The 16043-nt window shown below is 64.3% G+C and carries 18 protein-coding genes and 1 riboswitch; of the genes, 14 read left to right on the top strand and 4 right to left on the bottom strand.

All coding sequences use genetic code 11. From position 1 onward, the window contains the following. Positions 1-127: 127 nt before the first annotated feature. On the top strand, positions 128-1327 hold the full coding sequence (locus OOJ09_RS17230) for an MFS transporter (RefSeq protein WP_269906325.1): 1200 nt from the start codon (positions 128-130) through the stop codon (positions 1325-1327). Positions 1328-1466: 139 nt separating this feature from the next. On the opposite strand, the gene OOJ09_RS17225 is transcribed toward OOJ09_RS17230, so the two are convergent. Beyond that, positions 1467-2639: an aromatic ring-hydroxylating oxygenase subunit alpha gene (locus OOJ09_RS17225; RefSeq protein ID WP_269906324.1), complete on the bottom strand. Its 1173-nt coding sequence runs from the start codon at positions 2637-2639 to the stop codon at positions 1467-1469. A gap of 139 nt (positions 2640-2778) precedes the next feature. Next, a riboswitch (cobalamin riboswitch) is annotated at positions 2779-2975 on the top strand. Between the two features lie 35 nt (positions 2976-3010). Between OOJ09_RS17225 and OOJ09_RS17220 the strand changes: the two genes are divergently transcribed. Genes OOJ09_RS17220 through cobO form a run of 4 tightly spaced genes read left to right on the top strand, consistent with a single transcriptional unit; the run spans position 3011 to position 5133 of the window. Continuing rightward, the gene (locus tag OOJ09_RS17220; protein WP_091575531.1) at positions 3011-3190 is read left to right on the top strand and encodes a CbtB domain-containing protein; all 180 of its coding nucleotides are present in this window, start codon (positions 3011-3013) and stop codon (positions 3188-3190) included. A 15-nt stretch (positions 3191-3205) separates the two neighbouring features. After that, positions 3206-4009, top strand: coding sequence for a CbtA family protein (locus tag OOJ09_RS17215; protein ID WP_269906323.1), 804 nt, complete (start codon positions 3206-3208; stop codon positions 4007-4009). Next, positions 4002-4517, top strand: coding sequence for a bifunctional adenosylcobinamide kinase/adenosylcobinamide-phosphate guanylyltransferase (cobU, locus tag OOJ09_RS17210; protein WP_269906322.1), 516 nt, complete (start codon positions 4002-4004; stop codon positions 4515-4517). Before OOJ09_RS17215 ends, cobU begins: the two co-directional genes overlap by 8 nt. 1 nt (position 4518) lies before the next feature. Further along, positions 4519-5133 (top strand): cob(I)yrinic acid a,c-diamide adenosyltransferase, encoded by a 615-nt coding sequence (cobO, locus tag OOJ09_RS17205; RefSeq protein WP_091575528.1) that lies wholly within the window; start codon positions 4519-4521, stop codon positions 5131-5133. A 122-nt stretch (positions 5134-5255) separates the two neighbouring features. Here cobO and cbiB read toward each other — a convergent pair whose 3' ends face one another. Next, the gene (gene cbiB, locus OOJ09_RS17200) at positions 5256-6224 is read right to left on the bottom strand and encodes an adenosylcobinamide-phosphate synthase CbiB (RefSeq protein ID WP_269906321.1); all 969 of its coding nucleotides are present in this window, start codon (positions 6222-6224) and stop codon (positions 5256-5258) included. Here cbiB and cobD point away from each other — a divergent pair. Both cobD and OOJ09_RS17190 read left to right on the top strand, forming a co-directional pair. Further along, entirely contained in the window at positions 6223-7275 is a 1053-nt protein-coding gene (gene cobD / locus OOJ09_RS17195) for a threonine-phosphate decarboxylase CobD (protein ID WP_269906320.1), read from the top strand. The two genes, cbiB and cobD, sit on opposite strands and share 2 nt — an antisense overlap. A gap of 2 nt (positions 7276-7277) precedes the next feature. Then, entirely contained in the window at positions 7278-7787 is a 510-nt protein-coding gene (locus OOJ09_RS17190; protein ID WP_269906561.1) for a tyrosine phosphatase family protein, read from the top strand. A 4-nt stretch (positions 7788-7791) separates the two neighbouring features. Here the strand turns inward: OOJ09_RS17190 and OOJ09_RS17185 are convergent, their stop codons facing one another. Then, on the bottom strand, positions 7792-8595 hold the full coding sequence (locus OOJ09_RS17185) for a creatininase family protein (RefSeq protein WP_269906319.1): 804 nt from the start codon (positions 8593-8595) through the stop codon (positions 7792-7794). 165 nt (positions 8596-8760) lie between these two features. Then, positions 8761-9144: a RidA family protein gene (locus OOJ09_RS17180; protein WP_269906318.1), complete on the bottom strand. Its 384-nt coding sequence runs from the start codon at positions 9142-9144 to the stop codon at positions 8761-8763. 265 nt (positions 9145-9409) lie between these two features. Between OOJ09_RS17180 and OOJ09_RS17175 the strand changes: the two genes are divergently transcribed. From OOJ09_RS17175 to OOJ09_RS17145, 7 genes are read left to right on the top strand one after another with little or no spacing between them, the layout of a single operon-like run. Continuing rightward, complete coding sequence (locus tag OOJ09_RS17175; protein ID WP_269906317.1) at positions 9410-10414, top strand: ABC transporter substrate-binding protein; 1005 nt, start codon at positions 9410-9412, stop codon at positions 10412-10414. A 12-nt stretch (positions 10415-10426) separates the two neighbouring features. Further along, the gene (locus OOJ09_RS17170; RefSeq protein ID WP_269906316.1) at positions 10427-11257 is read left to right on the top strand and encodes an ABC transporter ATP-binding protein; all 831 of its coding nucleotides are present in this window, start codon (positions 10427-10429) and stop codon (positions 11255-11257) included. Further along, positions 11244-12095, top strand: a complete 852-nt coding sequence (locus tag OOJ09_RS17165; RefSeq protein WP_269906315.1) for an ABC transporter permease — start codon at positions 11244-11246, stop codon at positions 12093-12095. The genes OOJ09_RS17170 and OOJ09_RS17165 overlap by 14 nt, the downstream gene beginning before the upstream one ends. A gap of 4 nt (positions 12096-12099) precedes the next feature. Continuing rightward, complete coding sequence (locus OOJ09_RS17160) at positions 12100-13401, top strand: cytosine deaminase (RefSeq protein WP_269906314.1); 1302 nt, start codon at positions 12100-12102, stop codon at positions 13399-13401. After that, the gene (locus OOJ09_RS17155) at positions 13401-14798 is read left to right on the top strand and encodes an FAD-binding oxidoreductase (RefSeq protein ID WP_269906560.1); all 1398 of its coding nucleotides are present in this window, start codon (positions 13401-13403) and stop codon (positions 14796-14798) included. The genes OOJ09_RS17160 and OOJ09_RS17155 overlap by 1 nt, the downstream gene beginning before the upstream one ends. After that, positions 14798-15379 carry an NAD(P)H-dependent oxidoreductase gene (locus OOJ09_RS17150; protein ID WP_269906313.1) on the top strand — a complete coding sequence of 194 codons (582 nt, stop codon included), beginning with the start codon at positions 14798-14800 and terminating at the stop codon, positions 15377-15379. Before OOJ09_RS17155 ends, OOJ09_RS17150 begins: the two co-directional genes overlap by 1 nt. Continuing rightward, positions 15379-15966, top strand: coding sequence for an NAD(P)H-dependent oxidoreductase (locus OOJ09_RS17145; protein ID WP_269906312.1), 588 nt, complete (start codon positions 15379-15381; stop codon positions 15964-15966). Before OOJ09_RS17150 ends, OOJ09_RS17145 begins: the two co-directional genes overlap by 1 nt. Positions 15967-16043 lie beyond the last annotated feature (77 nt).

Raw genomic sequence — 16043 nt, 5'->3', positions numbered from 1 at the left:
GGCTTTAGGCCAGTGCCGGAAAGCCTTTGACCGATTTCGCATTTTACCGGGAAGGCGTCGGTTTCCTGTTACCGGGGAATGGATCGCGGCGGCAGATTCGATGCCGCGATTCTGCTTTGGGGAAGCAATGTCCACCCATGTGCGCCATCCGATCTGGCTTCCGGCCCTCAAGGCCGCGGATGCGCGTACCTTCGCTTCGCTGTATGCCGTCGAATCCTTCGCGCGCGCCACGGTCTCGAGCGTCATCCCGATCCAGGCGTACGAGATCCTCCACAACGAACAGATCGTCTCGATCCTCTACACCATCGTGGCGCTGCTTGGCCTGTCGGTGACGCTGTTCATGCCGATGCTGATCCGCCGCTTTGCCAGACGCTGGGTCTACACCGCCGGTGCGTGCCTGCTGGCCATCGGCTCGCTGTTCTTCGTCACGCACACGCTTGCCGGGCAACTGGCCGGCATGCTGTGCCGCGTGATGGGCGCCAGCGCGCTGTCGATCACGCTCAACCTCTACATCATGGACAACATCCGCAAGACCGACTTCATGCAGGCCGAATCGCTGCGCATGGCGTGGTCGATGTTCGCCTGGACGGGCGGGCCGACGCTCGGCATCTTCCTTTACACGCGCTTCGGCATCTATGCCGCGCATGGTGCCGTGGCTGTGTTCGCCATGGCCTTGCTGGCGCTGTTCTGGACCTACCGGCTTGGCGACAACCCCTCGATCCGCCCGGGCAAGACCCGGCCCGCCAACCCGCTCGCCAATATCGGCCGCTTCGTCGCGCAACCAAGGTTGAGGCTGGCCTGGCTGATCGCCTTCGGCCGTTCCTGCTTCTGGACGACGTTCTTCGTCTATGGGCCGCTGTTCATGGTGATCACCGGCGAGGGCAAGCTGGCCGGTGGTCTCCTGGTTTCGGCCGGCAATGCACTGTTGTTCATGGCTATCTTCTGGGGCAAGGCGGGAAAGCGCTTCGGTGGCCGCAAGACCATGACATTCGCCTATTTCGCTATGTCGGCGATGCTTATGGCGGCGGGCGCGGTGGGCGAAACCGCGCCGCTGCTTACCGGTGCCTTCCTGCTGTGCGGCGCCTTCTTCACCATTGCGCTCGACGCGCTCGGCTCGACCGCCTTCATGCGCTCGGTGCGCTCCTACGAGCGGGCGCAGATGGCGGCGGTCTACCGCACCTATCTCGACTTTTCCGAGCTGACGCCGCCGCTGGTCTATTCGGTGGTGCTGGCCTTCTTCGGCCTTGGCTCGGTGTTCGTCACGCTCGGCCTGCTGGCCGCGGTTTGCGGCTTGGTGACCTGGCGGTATCTGCCGAAGTCGCTTTAGTCGACCTTGATAATTCTAATCCGGCGGACATCTGTCGCGATTTTCTCCGCTTCCGGTGCTCTCGGACCCAAACGTCCGTTGCGCGCCGGTTCTCCAAAACCACTCCATATGCCTCGCCGGAGCGAATTCTGAAGGCCGACTAGCCGGTTGCATCGCGCGCCGCGTGCCGCTCGCGCACCCAGTTGTGGAAGCGGTGCAGATCATACTCCTCGGGCATCAGCACGCCGGCCTTGTGGCGCATCGAGCGCAGGCCCTTCTGGTTGACCTCGCAGATTGCCGCATCCTCTTCCAGCACTTGGCGGCCAAAGGCGATGATGTTGTCCATATCGGTCGCTGGGAGCGCCTCGGGTGCAAACAGCCACTCGGCGACAAGCTCGGTCTGCTCGGGGCCAAGCGGCACCAGCCGCACGGTCCTGACATAGTCGACATGGCCGACAATGAACATCGACGGCAGGTTGGTGGCATAGGTCTGGCCGGCGGCGCGTTCGGCGGGAGACAGGCCGGCAAAGACCGGCCCGTGCGCCTGGCCGTCACGCGACCATGTCTGCGCGCCGGCGCGCAGGCCGCCGGAAAACTCCGGCGCGTCATTGTCGGCGTGGCGGGCCCATTCGGGGTCGTCGTGCCGGCTCATCAGGCCGCGGCCATAGATCGGCACCAGCCGCGACAGGTCCTTGTGAACGCCCGGGCAATGCAGGCATTCGTTGAAGTTCTCCCAAAAAATCTTCCAGTTGCAGTTCATCACCTTGCGCAGCACATGGCCGCTCACCAGTGTCTCCAGCGGCCAGTTGCCGAGATCGCCGGAGGCGGGGTCGAAGGATGCCTGCGCCGCGCCGGCGGCGTCCTCCTGCAAATTGACGAAGACGAAGCCGCGCCACACTGACATCGCGACGCGATAGAGCGGATGGTTGGCCTTGTCGAAGCCGTCCGGCAGCGATTTCGACGGCACGCGCACGAGATCGCCACGCAACGAGTAGGACCAGGCATGATAGGGGCAGGTGATTAGCCGCGCCTTCAGCCGCCCCTCGCTTTCCTGGCAAAGCTGCGAGCCACGATGTCGGCACGTGTTGTGGAAGGCGCGCAGTTCGCCGGTCTCGTCCCGCAACAGGACGATTTCCTGCGTGCCGATGCGGAAGGTGCGGAAGCAAAGCGGTTGGGCCAGGTCGGCTTCGCGGCAGACGAGCAGCCAGCTTCTGTACCAGATCGCATCGAGGTCGCGCTGATAGCTGTCCGCGTCCCAGTAGGCTGACGATGGCAGCGTCGGTTCGGTCCGGGTGAGGCCGTTATAGGGATCGTGCTGGCTCGGGCTGGGCATGGCTGGCGTCCTGTGACGCGGCAGCCGACACCCGGCCAGGAAAATTGTCAATTACCGCACCGGTGGACCGCCTGGTGGCACGACGCATTCACAATGGTTGGCGGCGGAATTTGGTTTGCCGGAGGCGACGATTCTGCCTATAGTCGCTGATGTCGTCGGTTCCATTTTGGAGCCAAGAGGGAATGCGGTGCGGGCGAGTTTCGCCCAATGCCGTGGCTGCCCCCGCAACTGTGTGCGGTAGTCCTCTCCATATGCCACTGAAGATTTCTCTTCGGGAAGGTGGGGAAGGGCGCTGAACCGCGAGCCAGGAGACCTGCCGGCGACAGGAAACTGACTTCGATGCCCTCGGGTGGAGGGCGAAAGGACAAGATATGAATACCGCTTCCGTCTCGCTCGGCGCTTCCGTCTCCTCGCAGTCGCGCTTCATGCAGCTGGCTCTTGCTGCGTTTCTCGGCATTTTCGTGATGGGCTTTGTCGGCTTCTCGCATATCGATGCGGTCCACAATGCCGCCCACGACTATCGCCACTCGATGGCCTTTCCCTGCCACTGACAAGGGTCTGACATCATGAACCTGTTTCGCAACGTCGTGTTCATCGCGGCGATCGCAGGGCTCGTGGCCGGCGTCGTTCTCGCCAGCATGCAGGCCTACGCCACCGTGCCGCTGATCCTGAAGGCGGAAGTCTACGAACAGGCCGGCGGCGGCCATCACCATGACGATGCCGCACCGGCCGCAACGGATACCAATGCCATGAGCACGGCCGCCCCGGCGGGGAATGCCATGAGTTCCGCCGCGCCGGCGCCGGCGCAAGCAGCTGCTCCGGCGGCGGAAGACGAAGGCTGGTCTCCGGCCGACGGTTTCGAGCGTTTCGCTTTCAGCGTGCTTGCCAATATCGTCACCGGAATCGGCTTCGCCCTGATCCTGGTCGCGGTTTCCGAATTCGCCGGGGGAATCGGCAACTGGCGTCAGGGCGTATTCTGGGGACTGGCCGGCTTTGCCGTGTTCACGCTGGCGCCCGGCCTCGGCCTGCCGCCGGAACTGCCGGCCATGCCGGCGGCCGATCTCACCCAGCGCCAGATCTGGTGGTGGGCAACGGTTGCGGCGACCGCGGCCGGCCTTGGCCTGATCGCCTTCCGCAAGTCGCTGCCGCTGGCGATCCTGGGTGTGGCCTTGATCGTGGCACCGCATGTCGTCGGCGCGCCACAGCCCGACAGCTTCGAGACAGCGATCCCGGAGGGCTTGCACCACCAGTTCGTGGTGGCGGTGACGCTCACCAATCTGGTGTTCTGGCTGGTGCTTGGCGTGGTTGTCGGGGTGGTGCGCGGCCGCTTCACCGGCACCGCGACCAGCCTGCGCGACAGCTTTGCCTGATCGCAGCAAGCTGACCTTCATCATCGGCGGTGCGCGCTCCGGCAAGAGCGCGCACGCCGAAACGCTGGCGACGGCCTGGCGCTCGCCATGGACCTATATCGCCACGGCGCAAGCCTATGATGACGAGATGCGTGAACGCATCGCGCTGCACCGGTCGCGACGCGGCGAAGGCTGGACGACCCTCGACGCGCCGCTCGATCTGACTGGCGCGCTCGGGGCCGTGCCGGACAATCAGCCGGTGCTTGTCGACTGCCTGACGCTGTGGTTGACCAATCACATGCTGGCCGAACATGATCTCGACCTCGAATGTCGGCGGCTGGCGGCTCTGCTGTCGCGGCCACGCGGGCCGTGGTTCGTGGTTTCCAATGAAGTCGGGCAAGGCATCGTGCCGGACAATGCACTGGCGCGCCGTTTCCGCGATGCCGCCGGCCGGCTCAACCAGCAGGTCGCCGCGGTCGCCGATACGGTGCTGCTGATGGTGGCGGGGCTGCCGCTCAAGGTGAAATGACATGACCGAGATCGACCAAAAGGAAGAAGAACGCCATCGCGCCAAGATGGCCAAGCGCAAGGCGGTGCAGGATGCCGAGGTCGCGGCCAAGACCATCGAGAAGGGCCTGCTTATCGTCAACACCGGCCCAGGCAAGGGCAAGACGACAGCCGCCTTTGGTCTTGCGCTGCGGATGCTCGGCTATGGCAAGCGCGTCGGCGTCGTCCAGTTCATCAAGGGCAAATGGCATACCGGCGAGAAAGACGCCTTTGCCGCCTTCGGCGACCGCGTCGTCTGGCATGCGATGGGCGAGGGATTTACCTGGGAGACACAGGATCTGAAGCGCGACATTGCCGCCGCCGAAGCTGCGTGGGCCAAGGTGCTCGAACTGATGGCCGATCCGTCGATCAGCCTGCTGGTGCTCGACGAACTGAACATCGCGCTGCGCTACGACTACCTCGATCTCGACAAGGTGGTTGCGGCGCTTAAGGCTCGTCGCGAGGGTCTGCATATCGTCGTCACCGGCCGCAATGCCAAGCCGGCACTGGTCGAGGCTGCCGACCTCGTCACCGAAATGGGCGTGACCAAGCACCATTTCTCGGCCGGCGTGAAGGCGCAGCAGGGGATCGAGTTCTGAACTTCTTACCCTCCCCCTTGTGGGGAGGGTCGATCCGCGAAGCGGAGCGGGGTGGGGGTGCTCGCCGCCGCCCCCCACCCCGGCGCCGCGCGCCGACCCTCCCCACAAGGGGGAGGGTGAGATCACGCCACAATGACAATCACCGAGATCAGTCCGAACAGCCCGATCAGCAGATAGTCGGCGACGCGATAGAGCTTCAGCGCCCGCCTGATGTCGATGCTGTCTGCGTCGCGCCGGCCGCCTTCGCCCATGAAGGCGTCGTCGACCAGCACGCCGCCATAGCTGCGCGGCCCGGCGAGCGCCAGACCGAGCGCACCGGCCATCGCCGCCTCCGGCCAGCCGGCATTGGGTGAGCGGTGTTTCTTCGCGTCGCGCCACACCGCGTGCCAGGCGGTGCGGGGATCGGCGCCCCTTACCAGGAAAGCCGCCAGCACGATCAGCAGCGCCGTTAGCCGCGATGCCGGCAGGTTGATCCAATCGTCGAAGCGCGCCGCCGCCCAGCCGAAAGCCTCGTGGCGCGGCGTGCGGTGGCCGATCATCGAATCGGCGGTGTTGGCGGCTTTGTAGGCGGCGCCGCCGGCGAGGCCGCCGACGCCGGTCCAGAAGGCGGGCGCGACGATGCCGTCGGAAAAATTCTCGGCCAGGCTCTCGATCGCCGCGCGGCAGACGCCGGCCCGGTCGAGCGCTTCCGGATCGCGGCCGACGATCCGCGAGACGGCAACACGACCCAAAGCCAAGCCACCGGTGTCGAGCGCGTCGGCCACGGCCTCGACATGCTCGTAAAGGCTCTTCTGCGACAAAAGCGACGTCGCCAGAATGGCGGCAACGAACAATCCCATGGGCATGAACCAGAGCAGGATCTGCACGCCGAGGCCGATCACCGCCGGCACCAGGACGATGACCAGCAGCGCCTGGATACCACGCCGGCGACGCAGCGCGTCGGGATCAGTCGCACGGTTGAGCCTGCGGTCGAGAAAGGATATCAGCCTGCCAAACCACGTCACCGGATGGCCGATGGCGCGAAACAACCAGTCCGGGTAGCCCAGGACGAATTCGACGGCCAATGACAGGAAAGCGATCAGGACTGACATGAAGCTTCTTGATGGAGCGGTGGCGGCGGTGGATCACGGCGGAAGCCTTGGCCGGGCGAGGGCGCTTTTCCCCAGCGCCGTGCTGCCTTTCGTCGACCTCTCGACCGGTATCAATCCGCACTCCTATCCGCTTTTCGACCTGCCCGCCACCATCCTGTTGCGGCTGCCGGAAGCGGCGCGAACCCGCGACCTTGTTGAGGTCGCGGCCAGCGCCTATGGCGCGCCTTCGCCGGACAACATCGTGGCAGCCCCCGGCACGCAGATCCTGTTGCCGCGCGTCGCATCGCTGATCGCGCCCGGCAAGGCGCTGGTGCTGGGGCCGACCTATGCCGAACATGCGCGGGCAGCGGCGATCGCCGGGCACGCGGTGACGGAAGTCGACGATTTCGCGGCTCTGGCGGGAGCCGATCTTGCCATCGTCGTCAATCCCAACAATCCGGATGGACGGGTCATCGAGCGCGACAGGCTGCTGGCGCTGGCCGCCGGAATGCACGCCAAGGGCGGGCTGCTCGTCGTCGACGAGGCGTTCATGGATGTCGGCCCGCGTCAGCACAGCCTCGCCGGCGATGTCGACCAGGGCGGCATCGTCGTGCTGCGCTCGTTCGGCAAGTTCTTTGGCCTGGCCGGTTTGCGGCTCGGATTCGCGTTTTCCGATGCGCCGACGGTCCGACGGCTGGACATGCAATTCGGACCATGGGCCGTCGCCGGCCCGGCGCTGGAATACGGCATCCGCGCGCTTGCCGATATCGGCTGGCAGGACGCGATGCGGTCATCCCTGGCGGATGCAGCGGCGCGGCTCGATGGGCTGTTTGGCCGCTTCGGCGTTCCCGTCGCGGGCGGTACCACGCTGTTCCGCTATGTCAGTCTGCCGGATGCCGCCGGCCTGTTTTCCGCGCTTGGCGAGCGCGGCATCCTGCTTCGGCATTTCCCTGGCCGACCAAACGTGCTGCGCGCCGGCCTGCCGGGGAGTCAGGAGGAATGGCAGCGGCTCGAATCCGCTCTTGCCGGCTGGGCGTCACGGCGCGACGATGACGCCAGGGAGATCGCGTGATGATGATCCATGTCTGTTCGCTGGCAAAAGTCGAGGAAACGGTTGCGAGGACCGGCGCTGAGAGGCTGTTGTCCCTGCTGGCAGCGGGAACTGAGGTGGTGCGCCCAGCCTCGATCGCCAGGGAAAATCATCTGCATCTGGTCATGCATGACATCGCGGTGGCGCAGGACGGCATGACCATGCCGGGCGAGGAGCATGTCCGCAACCTGCTCGATTTCGGGCGCCGCTGGGACCGGGCAAGGCCGATGGTCGTGCATTGCTATGCCGGCATCAGCCGCTCGACCGCCTCGGCCTACATCATAGCGGCCGCGCTGGCGCCGAAACGCGACGAGGCCGAACTGGCACGGACGTTGCGGGCGCTGTCGCCATCGGCGACACCCAATCCGCGGCTGATCGCGGTCGCCGACGCGCTGCTCGGTCGCGACGGCCGCATGATCGAGGCGATCCAGGCGATCGGGCGCGGCGCCGACGCGTTCGAAGGCACACCCTTCGCGCTGAGTATCGATATGTAGCCGACTACTTCAGCCAATCGGCGAGCTTTGCCTTGCGCACATCCCGCAGCAGGCTGATGAAGCCATCGGCTTGATGCTCCGCGGTCAATCGGCCTTTCTCGGCTGTCGCGATGCTGGCGTCGCCGACCACGCCATTCGCGTTGAGATCGCTGGCGATCCAGGCAAAGGCATGGGTGCCGGTGTGGCGCAGCAAGGAGAATTCCTTCTCGGCCCTGGCAACGTTGGAAACGAAATTGTCGGCCTTGGCCATGTCGACGAGATCCGGCCGGAAATGCAGCATCAGCGAGGTCTCAACATCGCCACCATGGATACCGTGGCGGTCCTCGAGCTCGGTATACATGCCGGCCGGCCGGCCAAAACGTTGCCAGCTGGTCTTCACCGCCAGCATCTTTTCGCGCACGCGCAATTCACGCGTGACGATGCCCATGATCTCCTCGTTTCCGCCATGCGAGTTGACGACGATCAGCTTGCGCACGCCGGCACGTGCGATCGACTGGCCCAGTTCGGTCCAGGCCTCGATCAATGTCGGTGCCGGCAGAGTGAGGGTGCCCCGTGCGTGAAGATGCTCGTTCGACTTGCCCACCGCCTGGACCGGCAGGATGCGGATGTCGAGATCGTCGGGCAAGCGGGCGATGACCGTGTCGAGCATGCCGTTCATGATCGAGGTGTCGGTCGAAACCGGCAGATGCGGACCATGCTGTTCGATCGCCGCCAGCGGCAGCACGGCGATCGTCGCCTCCGGGTCGATCGAGGCATATTCGGTGGTCCGGTAGTCGCCCCACCAGACGCGTCTTTTTGTTTCGTTCATTTCGGGCCTCGACGGAACTGATCCTGCGTTGGCGCCGCCCCCCACCCTTACCTTCTCCCCGTCACTATACGGGGCGAAGGTGCTGGCGGGCGGATGAGGGCAGCGCGAACTTTTCGTAACTCTAGACTATTGGTCGGTCGATTCGTAGCGTCCCGCCGAGACCTTTTACCCAGCCGCGATGGTCTCGACCTCGACCTTGAATTCCGGCCGGGCAAAACCGGAGACGATCATCAGCGTCGAGGCCGGCGCGGGATCGGAGAACAGCCTGTTGCGAACATCCATATAGGATTGCAGATAGGTGCGATCGGAGACGAAGGCATTGATGCGCACGATGTCCTTCAAGCCCAATCCGGCCTCGGCCAGAATCGCGCTGATGTTGGCAAAGCAAAGCTCGGTTTGAGCGCCGGCATCTTCCGGGACGAAGTCGTCGGACCGGATGCCGAGCTGGCCGGAACACATGACCAGGCGTTTTCCGGGCGGCACCTCGACGCCGTGGCTGTAGCGGGCGAAGGGCGGCTTGATCGACGCTGGCTTCAGAAATTTGAACATGGCAATCTCCTGTCTCCGGGCAGCCTAAGACCGGATGCGTTACACCTTCAAGATGGCAATGCATGTCGCTGGGGCGATTGTGGACAGGCGTTCAAAAAATAGGCACGATGCCTTCCGTACAGCATGACCCGTCCGCCTCCGGCATGGCAATGTCGTTCACGCGGGCGGTCCCGGTGCGAGGCGCCGGTGGCATGTGTCTTGCTTCTTGAATCTTTGGTGTCGAGCCCGGCGCGTGGCGCGCCGGAGCAAACAAAGGGTGGTGTCGATGTACGGAAAACAGAAGATCTCGGTGGCGGTGGTGGCCCTGCTTGCGGCCAGCACGTTCGGCGCGGCGGCGAATGAAAAAGTCACCTTCGGCACCAACTGGTTGGCCGAGCCGGAACATGGCGGATATTATCAGGCCGTGGCGGACGGCACCTACGCCGCTTGCGGCCTCGACGTCACCATCATGCAGGGCGGCCCGCAGGTCAGCGGGCGGCCGATGCTGCTTGCCGGCAAGATCGATTTCTACATGGGCGGCAATTTGCTGTCGGCTTTCGATGCCGTCCAGCAAGGCATTCCGATGCGGGTGGTGGCGGCCGACTTCCAGAAGGATCCGCAGGTCATCATGTCCCACCCCGGCGAGGGGCTCGACAAATGGGAGGATCTGAAGAACGCCGACCAGTACATATTGGGCGACGAGGGTGCGCAGACCTTCTTCCAGTGGATGGTCATCGAGCTCGGCTTCGACGCCGCCAAGCGCGCGCCCTACACCTACAACACCGCGCCTTTCCTCGCCAACAAGAAGTCGATCCAGCAGGGTTACGTCACCTCCGAGCCGTTCGCGGTCAAGAAGGAAGGCGGCTTCGTGCCGAACCAGTTCCTGCTCGCCGACTATGGCTGGGACACCTACTCGACGACGGTCGAAGTGATGCAGGATACGATCGACAAGAAGCCCGAGGTGGTCCAGTGCTTCGTCGATGGCTCGGCCAAGGGCTGGTACAAATATCTCTACGGCGACAACAAGGCCGCCAACGACATGATCAAGAAAGACAATCCTGACATGACGGACGACCAGATCGCCTTCTCGATCGAGCAGATGAAGAAGTTCGGCCTTGCCGATTCCGGCGACACCGACAAGCTCGGTATCGGCGCCATGACCGACGAACGGATCAAGAGCTTCTACGACAAGATGGTCAAGGCCAAGGTCACGCCTGAAGGCATCGACATCAAGAAGGCCTACACACTGACCTTCGTCAACAAGGGTGTCGGGCTCGAGCTGAAGAAATAGGCCGGTCCAGGCATGATGAGGGAAAAGGTGGCGCAAGCGCCGGCAAGTGTGTCGGACGTCGCTCCGACATTGCTGGCGCTGCGCGGCGTCGGCAAGGTCTTTTCCAATGGCGTGACGGCGCTCAGCGACGTCAACCTGACGATCCGGGAAGGCGATTTCCTCAGCCTGCTCGGACCGTCCGGCTGCGGCAAGTCGACGGCGTTGCGGCTGATTGCCGGCCTGTCGACGCCGACCTCCGGCGTGCTCGACTGGCGCGCCGAGGGCTCGCTCGATCGCTCGAACATCGGCTTCGTCTTCCAGGAGCCGACGCTGCTGCCCTGGGCCAGTGTCTTCGACAATGTCTGGCTGCCGCTCCGGCTGAAGGGCGTCAGCCGCGCCAAGGCGGCCCCGGCGGTGATGGAGATGCTGGCGCGGGTGCACCTGACCGGCGTCGAGGACGCGGTGCCGCGCGAACTCTCCGGCGGCATGAAGATGCGCGTCTCGATCGCGCGCGCCATGGTGACGAAACCGCGGGTGCTGTTGATGGACGAGCCGTTCGCGGCACTCGATGAGATCACGCGCTTCAAGCTGAACAACGATCTGCTCGAATTGTGGCAGGACGAGCGCTTCACCGTCGTCTTCGTCACGCACAGCGTCTTTGAAAGCGTCTTTCTCTCCAACCGCGTCGTCGTCATGGCGGCGCGGCCGGGCCGGGTGTTCGACGAACTCGCGATCGAGGCGTCCTATCCACGCGACGAGGCGTTTCGCACCTCGCCCGACTATGCGGCGCTTTGCCGGCAGACCTCCGATGTGCTGGTCAACGCCATCAAATCAACAGCAGGCGCGCATCATGACGGCCATTGACGAGGGGGTTCTCAAACTCGATCCCGAGGAAGCGCGTCGGGTGCGCCAGGAGCGGCTCGAGCGGATCGGCCGATGGGTTCTGCCGCTGGCGATCATGATCCTGGCGATCTGGTCGTGGGATCGCATCTGCGTGTGGAACGCGATCCCGCAATACATCCTGCCGCGCCCCGGCGTCGTGTTGTCGACGCTCTACATCGATGCCGGCCTGCTGTTCTCCTCTCTGCTGGTCACCTTGCGCATCACCTTCCTCAGCCTGCTTCTCGCTGTCGTTGGCGGAGTCGGGCTGGCGGTGCTGTTCGCGCAATCAAAATGGGTGGAGATGTCGTTCTTCCCGTTCGCCATCGTGCTGCAGGTGACGCCGATCGTGGCGATCTTTCCGCTGATCAACATCTATGTCGACAACCAGACGACCAAGCTTCTGCTGTGCGCCTGGATCGTCGCCTTCTTTCCGATCCTCTCCAACACAACGCTCGGCCTCAACTCCGTCGACCGCAATCTGCGCGACATGTTCAAGCTCAATGGCGCGACGCGCTGGCAGCAGTTGCGGTATCTGCGCCTGCCGGCGGCGATGCCGTATTTCCTGGGCGGGTTGAAGATCGCCGGCGGCCTGTCGCTGATCGGCGCGGTGGTGGCCGAGTTCGTCGCTGGCGCCACCGGCCAGTCGTCGGGGCTCGCCTCGCGTATCATCGAGGCTGGCTACCGGCTGAATGCACCACGGCTGTTCGCGGCGCTGTTCCTGATCTCGCTCACCGGCATCCTAATCTTCCTGGTGCTGTCGCTGATTTCGCATCTCATTCTCCGGCGCTGGCACGAAAGCGCGCTGAAGCAGGAGCGCTAGTGCCTTGATCCCGAACACAGGTTCATACCGGCTCGCCAACGCCCGGCTTCATGCGTCCCTGACACCGGAATTTGGCGCTGCTTTCGACCGCGACGGCTTCGGGCTTGCCGACATCGCCGTCGCCGACGGCAAGATTTCCAGCATCACCGCGCATGGCCGATCGAAAGCGCCTGCCGATGCTATCGACCTCGCGGGCCGCATCGTTCTGCCGTGCTTCATCGACTGCCACACGCATATAGACAAGGGCCATATCTGGCCGCGAAAACCCAATCCCGATGGCACGTTCATGGGAGCGCTGAATGCCACCGGCGCCGATCGCGCTGCCCGCTGGAGCGCCGAGGACGTGGCGCGGCGCATGGATTTTTCCCTGCGCTCGGCCTACGCGCACGGCACCAGGGCGCTGCGCACCCATCTCGACAGCGTCGCGCCGCAGGAGGAGATCTCCTGGCCGGTGTTCGAGACGATGCGCGAGACATGGCGCGGCCGCATCGAACTGCAGGGCGCGTGCCTGCTCGGCATCGAGGGCGTGCGCGACAGGAGGTGGTTCGACAGCTTGGCGAAAAGGGTTGCCGCCGCCAAGGGTGTTCTCGGTGTCGTCACCTATATGGTGCCGGACCTGGAAGAGCTGCTCGACCACGTCTTCGCGCAAGCCATCCAGCATGGCCTCGATCTCGATTTCCATGCGGACGAGACCGACGACGTTGCCGCGATCTCGCTCAAGAAGATCGCCGAGGCCGCTCTGTGGAGCGGCTTCGAGGGCAACATCCTCGTCGGCCATTGCTGCTCGCTGGCGCGCCAGCCGGACCTCGATGTGCTGGACACGCTGGACAAGGTGGCGAAAGCGGGATTGGCAGTCGTTTCTCTACCGATGTGCAATCTATATCTGCAGGATCGACGCGGCGATCATACCACGCCGCGCTGGCGTGGCGTGACGCTGCTGCACGAGATGAAGGCGAGGGGCATTCCGGTCGCCGTCGCCTCCGACAACACACGCGATCCCTTCTATGCCTATGGCGACCTAGACATGCTCGAGGTCTACCGCATGGCGACGCGCATCCTGCATTTCGATCATCCGGTCGCCGACTGGCCGCAAGCGGTCGCCGCGACGCCGGCCAGGGTGATGCGGCTCGATGGTTTCGGCACGCTTGCGGCTGGTGGCGATGCCGACTTCATCCTGTTCAAAGGTCGAAGCTGGACCGAATTGCTGTCGCGCCCCGAATCGGATCGCATCGTCGTGCGCGGCGGTCGTGCTATCGATCGGCAATTGCCCGACTATGCCGAACTCGACGAACTGATGGTGGAATGATGGATGTTTCGGCGCTCAAACGTGATCTCGAAGGCCTGAAGCTCGACGACAATCCAGCCATCGTCCAGCAGAAGAGCCGCGACTTCTACTGGTACAGCCCGGTGCTGAAGCAGCAGCTCGACCACGTCACCGGCGACCTGATCGTGACGCCGAAGAGCGAGGCCGAGGTGATCCGCGTGCTTGCCGCCTGTCATCGCCATGGCGTGCCGGTAACGCCGCGCGGCAGCGGCACCGGCAATTACGGCCAGGCGATGCCGCTTTCAGGCGGTGTCGTGCTCAACCTCGCCGAGATGAACGAGATCAAGTCGATCGCGCCGGGGCGCGTGGTGACCGGGCCGGGCGCGGTGCTGGCCGATATCGACAAGGCGACGCGGGCGCATTCCGGCCAGGAGTTGCGCATCTCGCCATCGACCTACAACACGGCCTCGATCGGCGGCTTTGTCGCCGGCGGTTCGGGCGGTGTCGGCTCGATCCGCTGGGGTGGCTTGCGTGATCTCGGCAATGTCATCCGGCTGAGGACCGTGACGATGGAGGCCGCGCCGCGCGTCATGGATCTCGCCGGCGAGGACGTGCTGAAGGTCATGCACGCCTACGGCACCAACGGCATCATCACCGAGGTCGAGATGCCGCTGACCGCCAGCTACGACTGGATCGATGTCATCGTCGGCTTTGACGATTTCATGGACGCGGCAGTCTTCGGCAACGACCTCGCCGTCCAGGACGGCATACTGGCGAAGTTGATCACACCGATTGCCGCACCTGTCCCTTACGACTATTTCAAGCGGCACCAGCGGTTTTTCCGGCGCGAACAGAGCATCGTCGTGTGCATGATCGCGCCACACGCGATGGATGCCTTTGTCGCCTTCACGGCACGCAGCAAGGGCGAGATGGTCTTCCGCGCTGACCGGGAGGCCGACCTCAAGGGGCTGCCGCCGGCCTATGAGCTGACGTGGAACCACACGACGTTGCGCGCCATCAGGGTCGACCCTGATATCACCTATTTGCAGGCGCGCTATCCGTCGCCGGATCATCTCGCCCATGTCAAGGCGATGGTCGATCGCTTTGGCGACGAGGTGCCGGCACATCTCGAATTCATCCGCTTTGACGGCGCGATCGGTGTCGCGGGGTTGCCACTGGTGCGCTTCACCACGGCGGAACGGCTGGACGAGATCATCCGCATCCACGAGGACAATGGCTGTTGGATCTTCAACCCGCACCGCTACACGCTGGAAGAGGGTGGCATGAAGCAGACCGACGAGGTGCAACTCGCCTTCAAGCGCGAGACCGATCCGCAAGGTCTGCTCAACCCCGGCAAGATGATCGCCTGGGAGAACCCGGACTACGACTACCGCTCGGGCAAGTCGTTTCTGTTCAAGGGGCTGCAGAAGGCAGGCTGATGAACATCCTCGTGCTCTACGCCCATCCGGTCGAGACCAGCTTCAATGCCGGCCTGCACCGGATGATCGTCGAGCGATTGACGGCGGCGGGCCATACGGTCGACGACTGCGATCTCTACGCCGAGGATTTCGACCCGCGGCTGACGCGCCAGGAGCGGCTGGACTATCACAATCGGCGCGGTCCCGCCGATGCCGTGGCGCCTTATGTCGAGCGCCTGCTGCGGGCCGATGCGCTGGTGCTTTCCTATCCTGTCTGGAACTACGGCTTTCCGGCGATCCTGAAGGGTTTTTTCGACCGCGTCTTCTTGCCCGGCGTGTCCTTCAAGCTGGTCGACGGCAAGGTGCAGCCATCGCTGCACAAAATTGGCAAGGTCGCCGCGGTCACCACCTATGGCGGCAGCCGGTTCCGCGCTGCGTTGATGGGCGATCCGCCACGCAGATTGATCAAGCGAATGCTGCGCGCCACCGTAAAACCGGGCGCGCCGGTGACCTATCTCGCTCACTATGCAATGAACCTGTCGACCGACCAAACGCGCGAGGCCTTCACGGCCAAGGTCGCGGCCAACATGGACGCATTCTGATGCGCGCGCTGGTGGTTTACTGCCATCCGGTGCCGGAGAGTTTCTGCGCGTCCATTCGCGACAGCGCCGTCGAGGTGTTGAAGGCGAGGGGCTGGGAGGTGCGTTTGCTCGACCTCTATGCCGAGAACTTCAATCCGGTAATGGGTTGCGACGAGCGGCGCTCCTACAATGACCAGGCGCCGCAGGACCCGGCGTTGAAGCCGCATTTCGAGTTGCTCAACTGGGCCGAAGCGATCCTGTTTGTCTATCCGACCTGGTGGTACGGGCTGCCGGCGATGCTGAAGGGCTGGCTCGACCGTGTGTGGGCGACCGATGTCGCCTTCAAGCTGCCGGCTGGCAAGGGACGGATCAAGTCGCTGATGACGCATGTGACCAAGGTTGGTGTCATCACCACCTGCGGCGCGCCGACCTGGTGGAGCGTCGTCGTCGGACAGCCCGGCCGCAAGACCCTGCTGCGCGGTATGCGGGCGCTGTGCGCGACGCGTTGCCGGACCTTCTTCCTGGCGCACTATCTGATGGATTCCTCGACGCCAGGGAGCCGGGCCGCGTTTTTGGCGAAGGTGAGGGCGAAGCTGGAGCGGTTTTGAGGGACTTTACCCTCCCCCTTGTGGGGAGGGTCGCGCAGCAAATGCCGCTTGGGGCGGCTTTTGCGAAGCGGGGTGGG

Origin of the sequence: Mesorhizobium qingshengii (assembly GCF_027563465.1) — a bacterium.
Classification (GTDB): Bacteria; Pseudomonadota; Alphaproteobacteria; order Rhizobiales; family Rhizobiaceae; genus Mesorhizobium; species Mesorhizobium qingshengii_A.
This window is presented reverse-complemented; position numbering and strand designations above follow the sequence as displayed.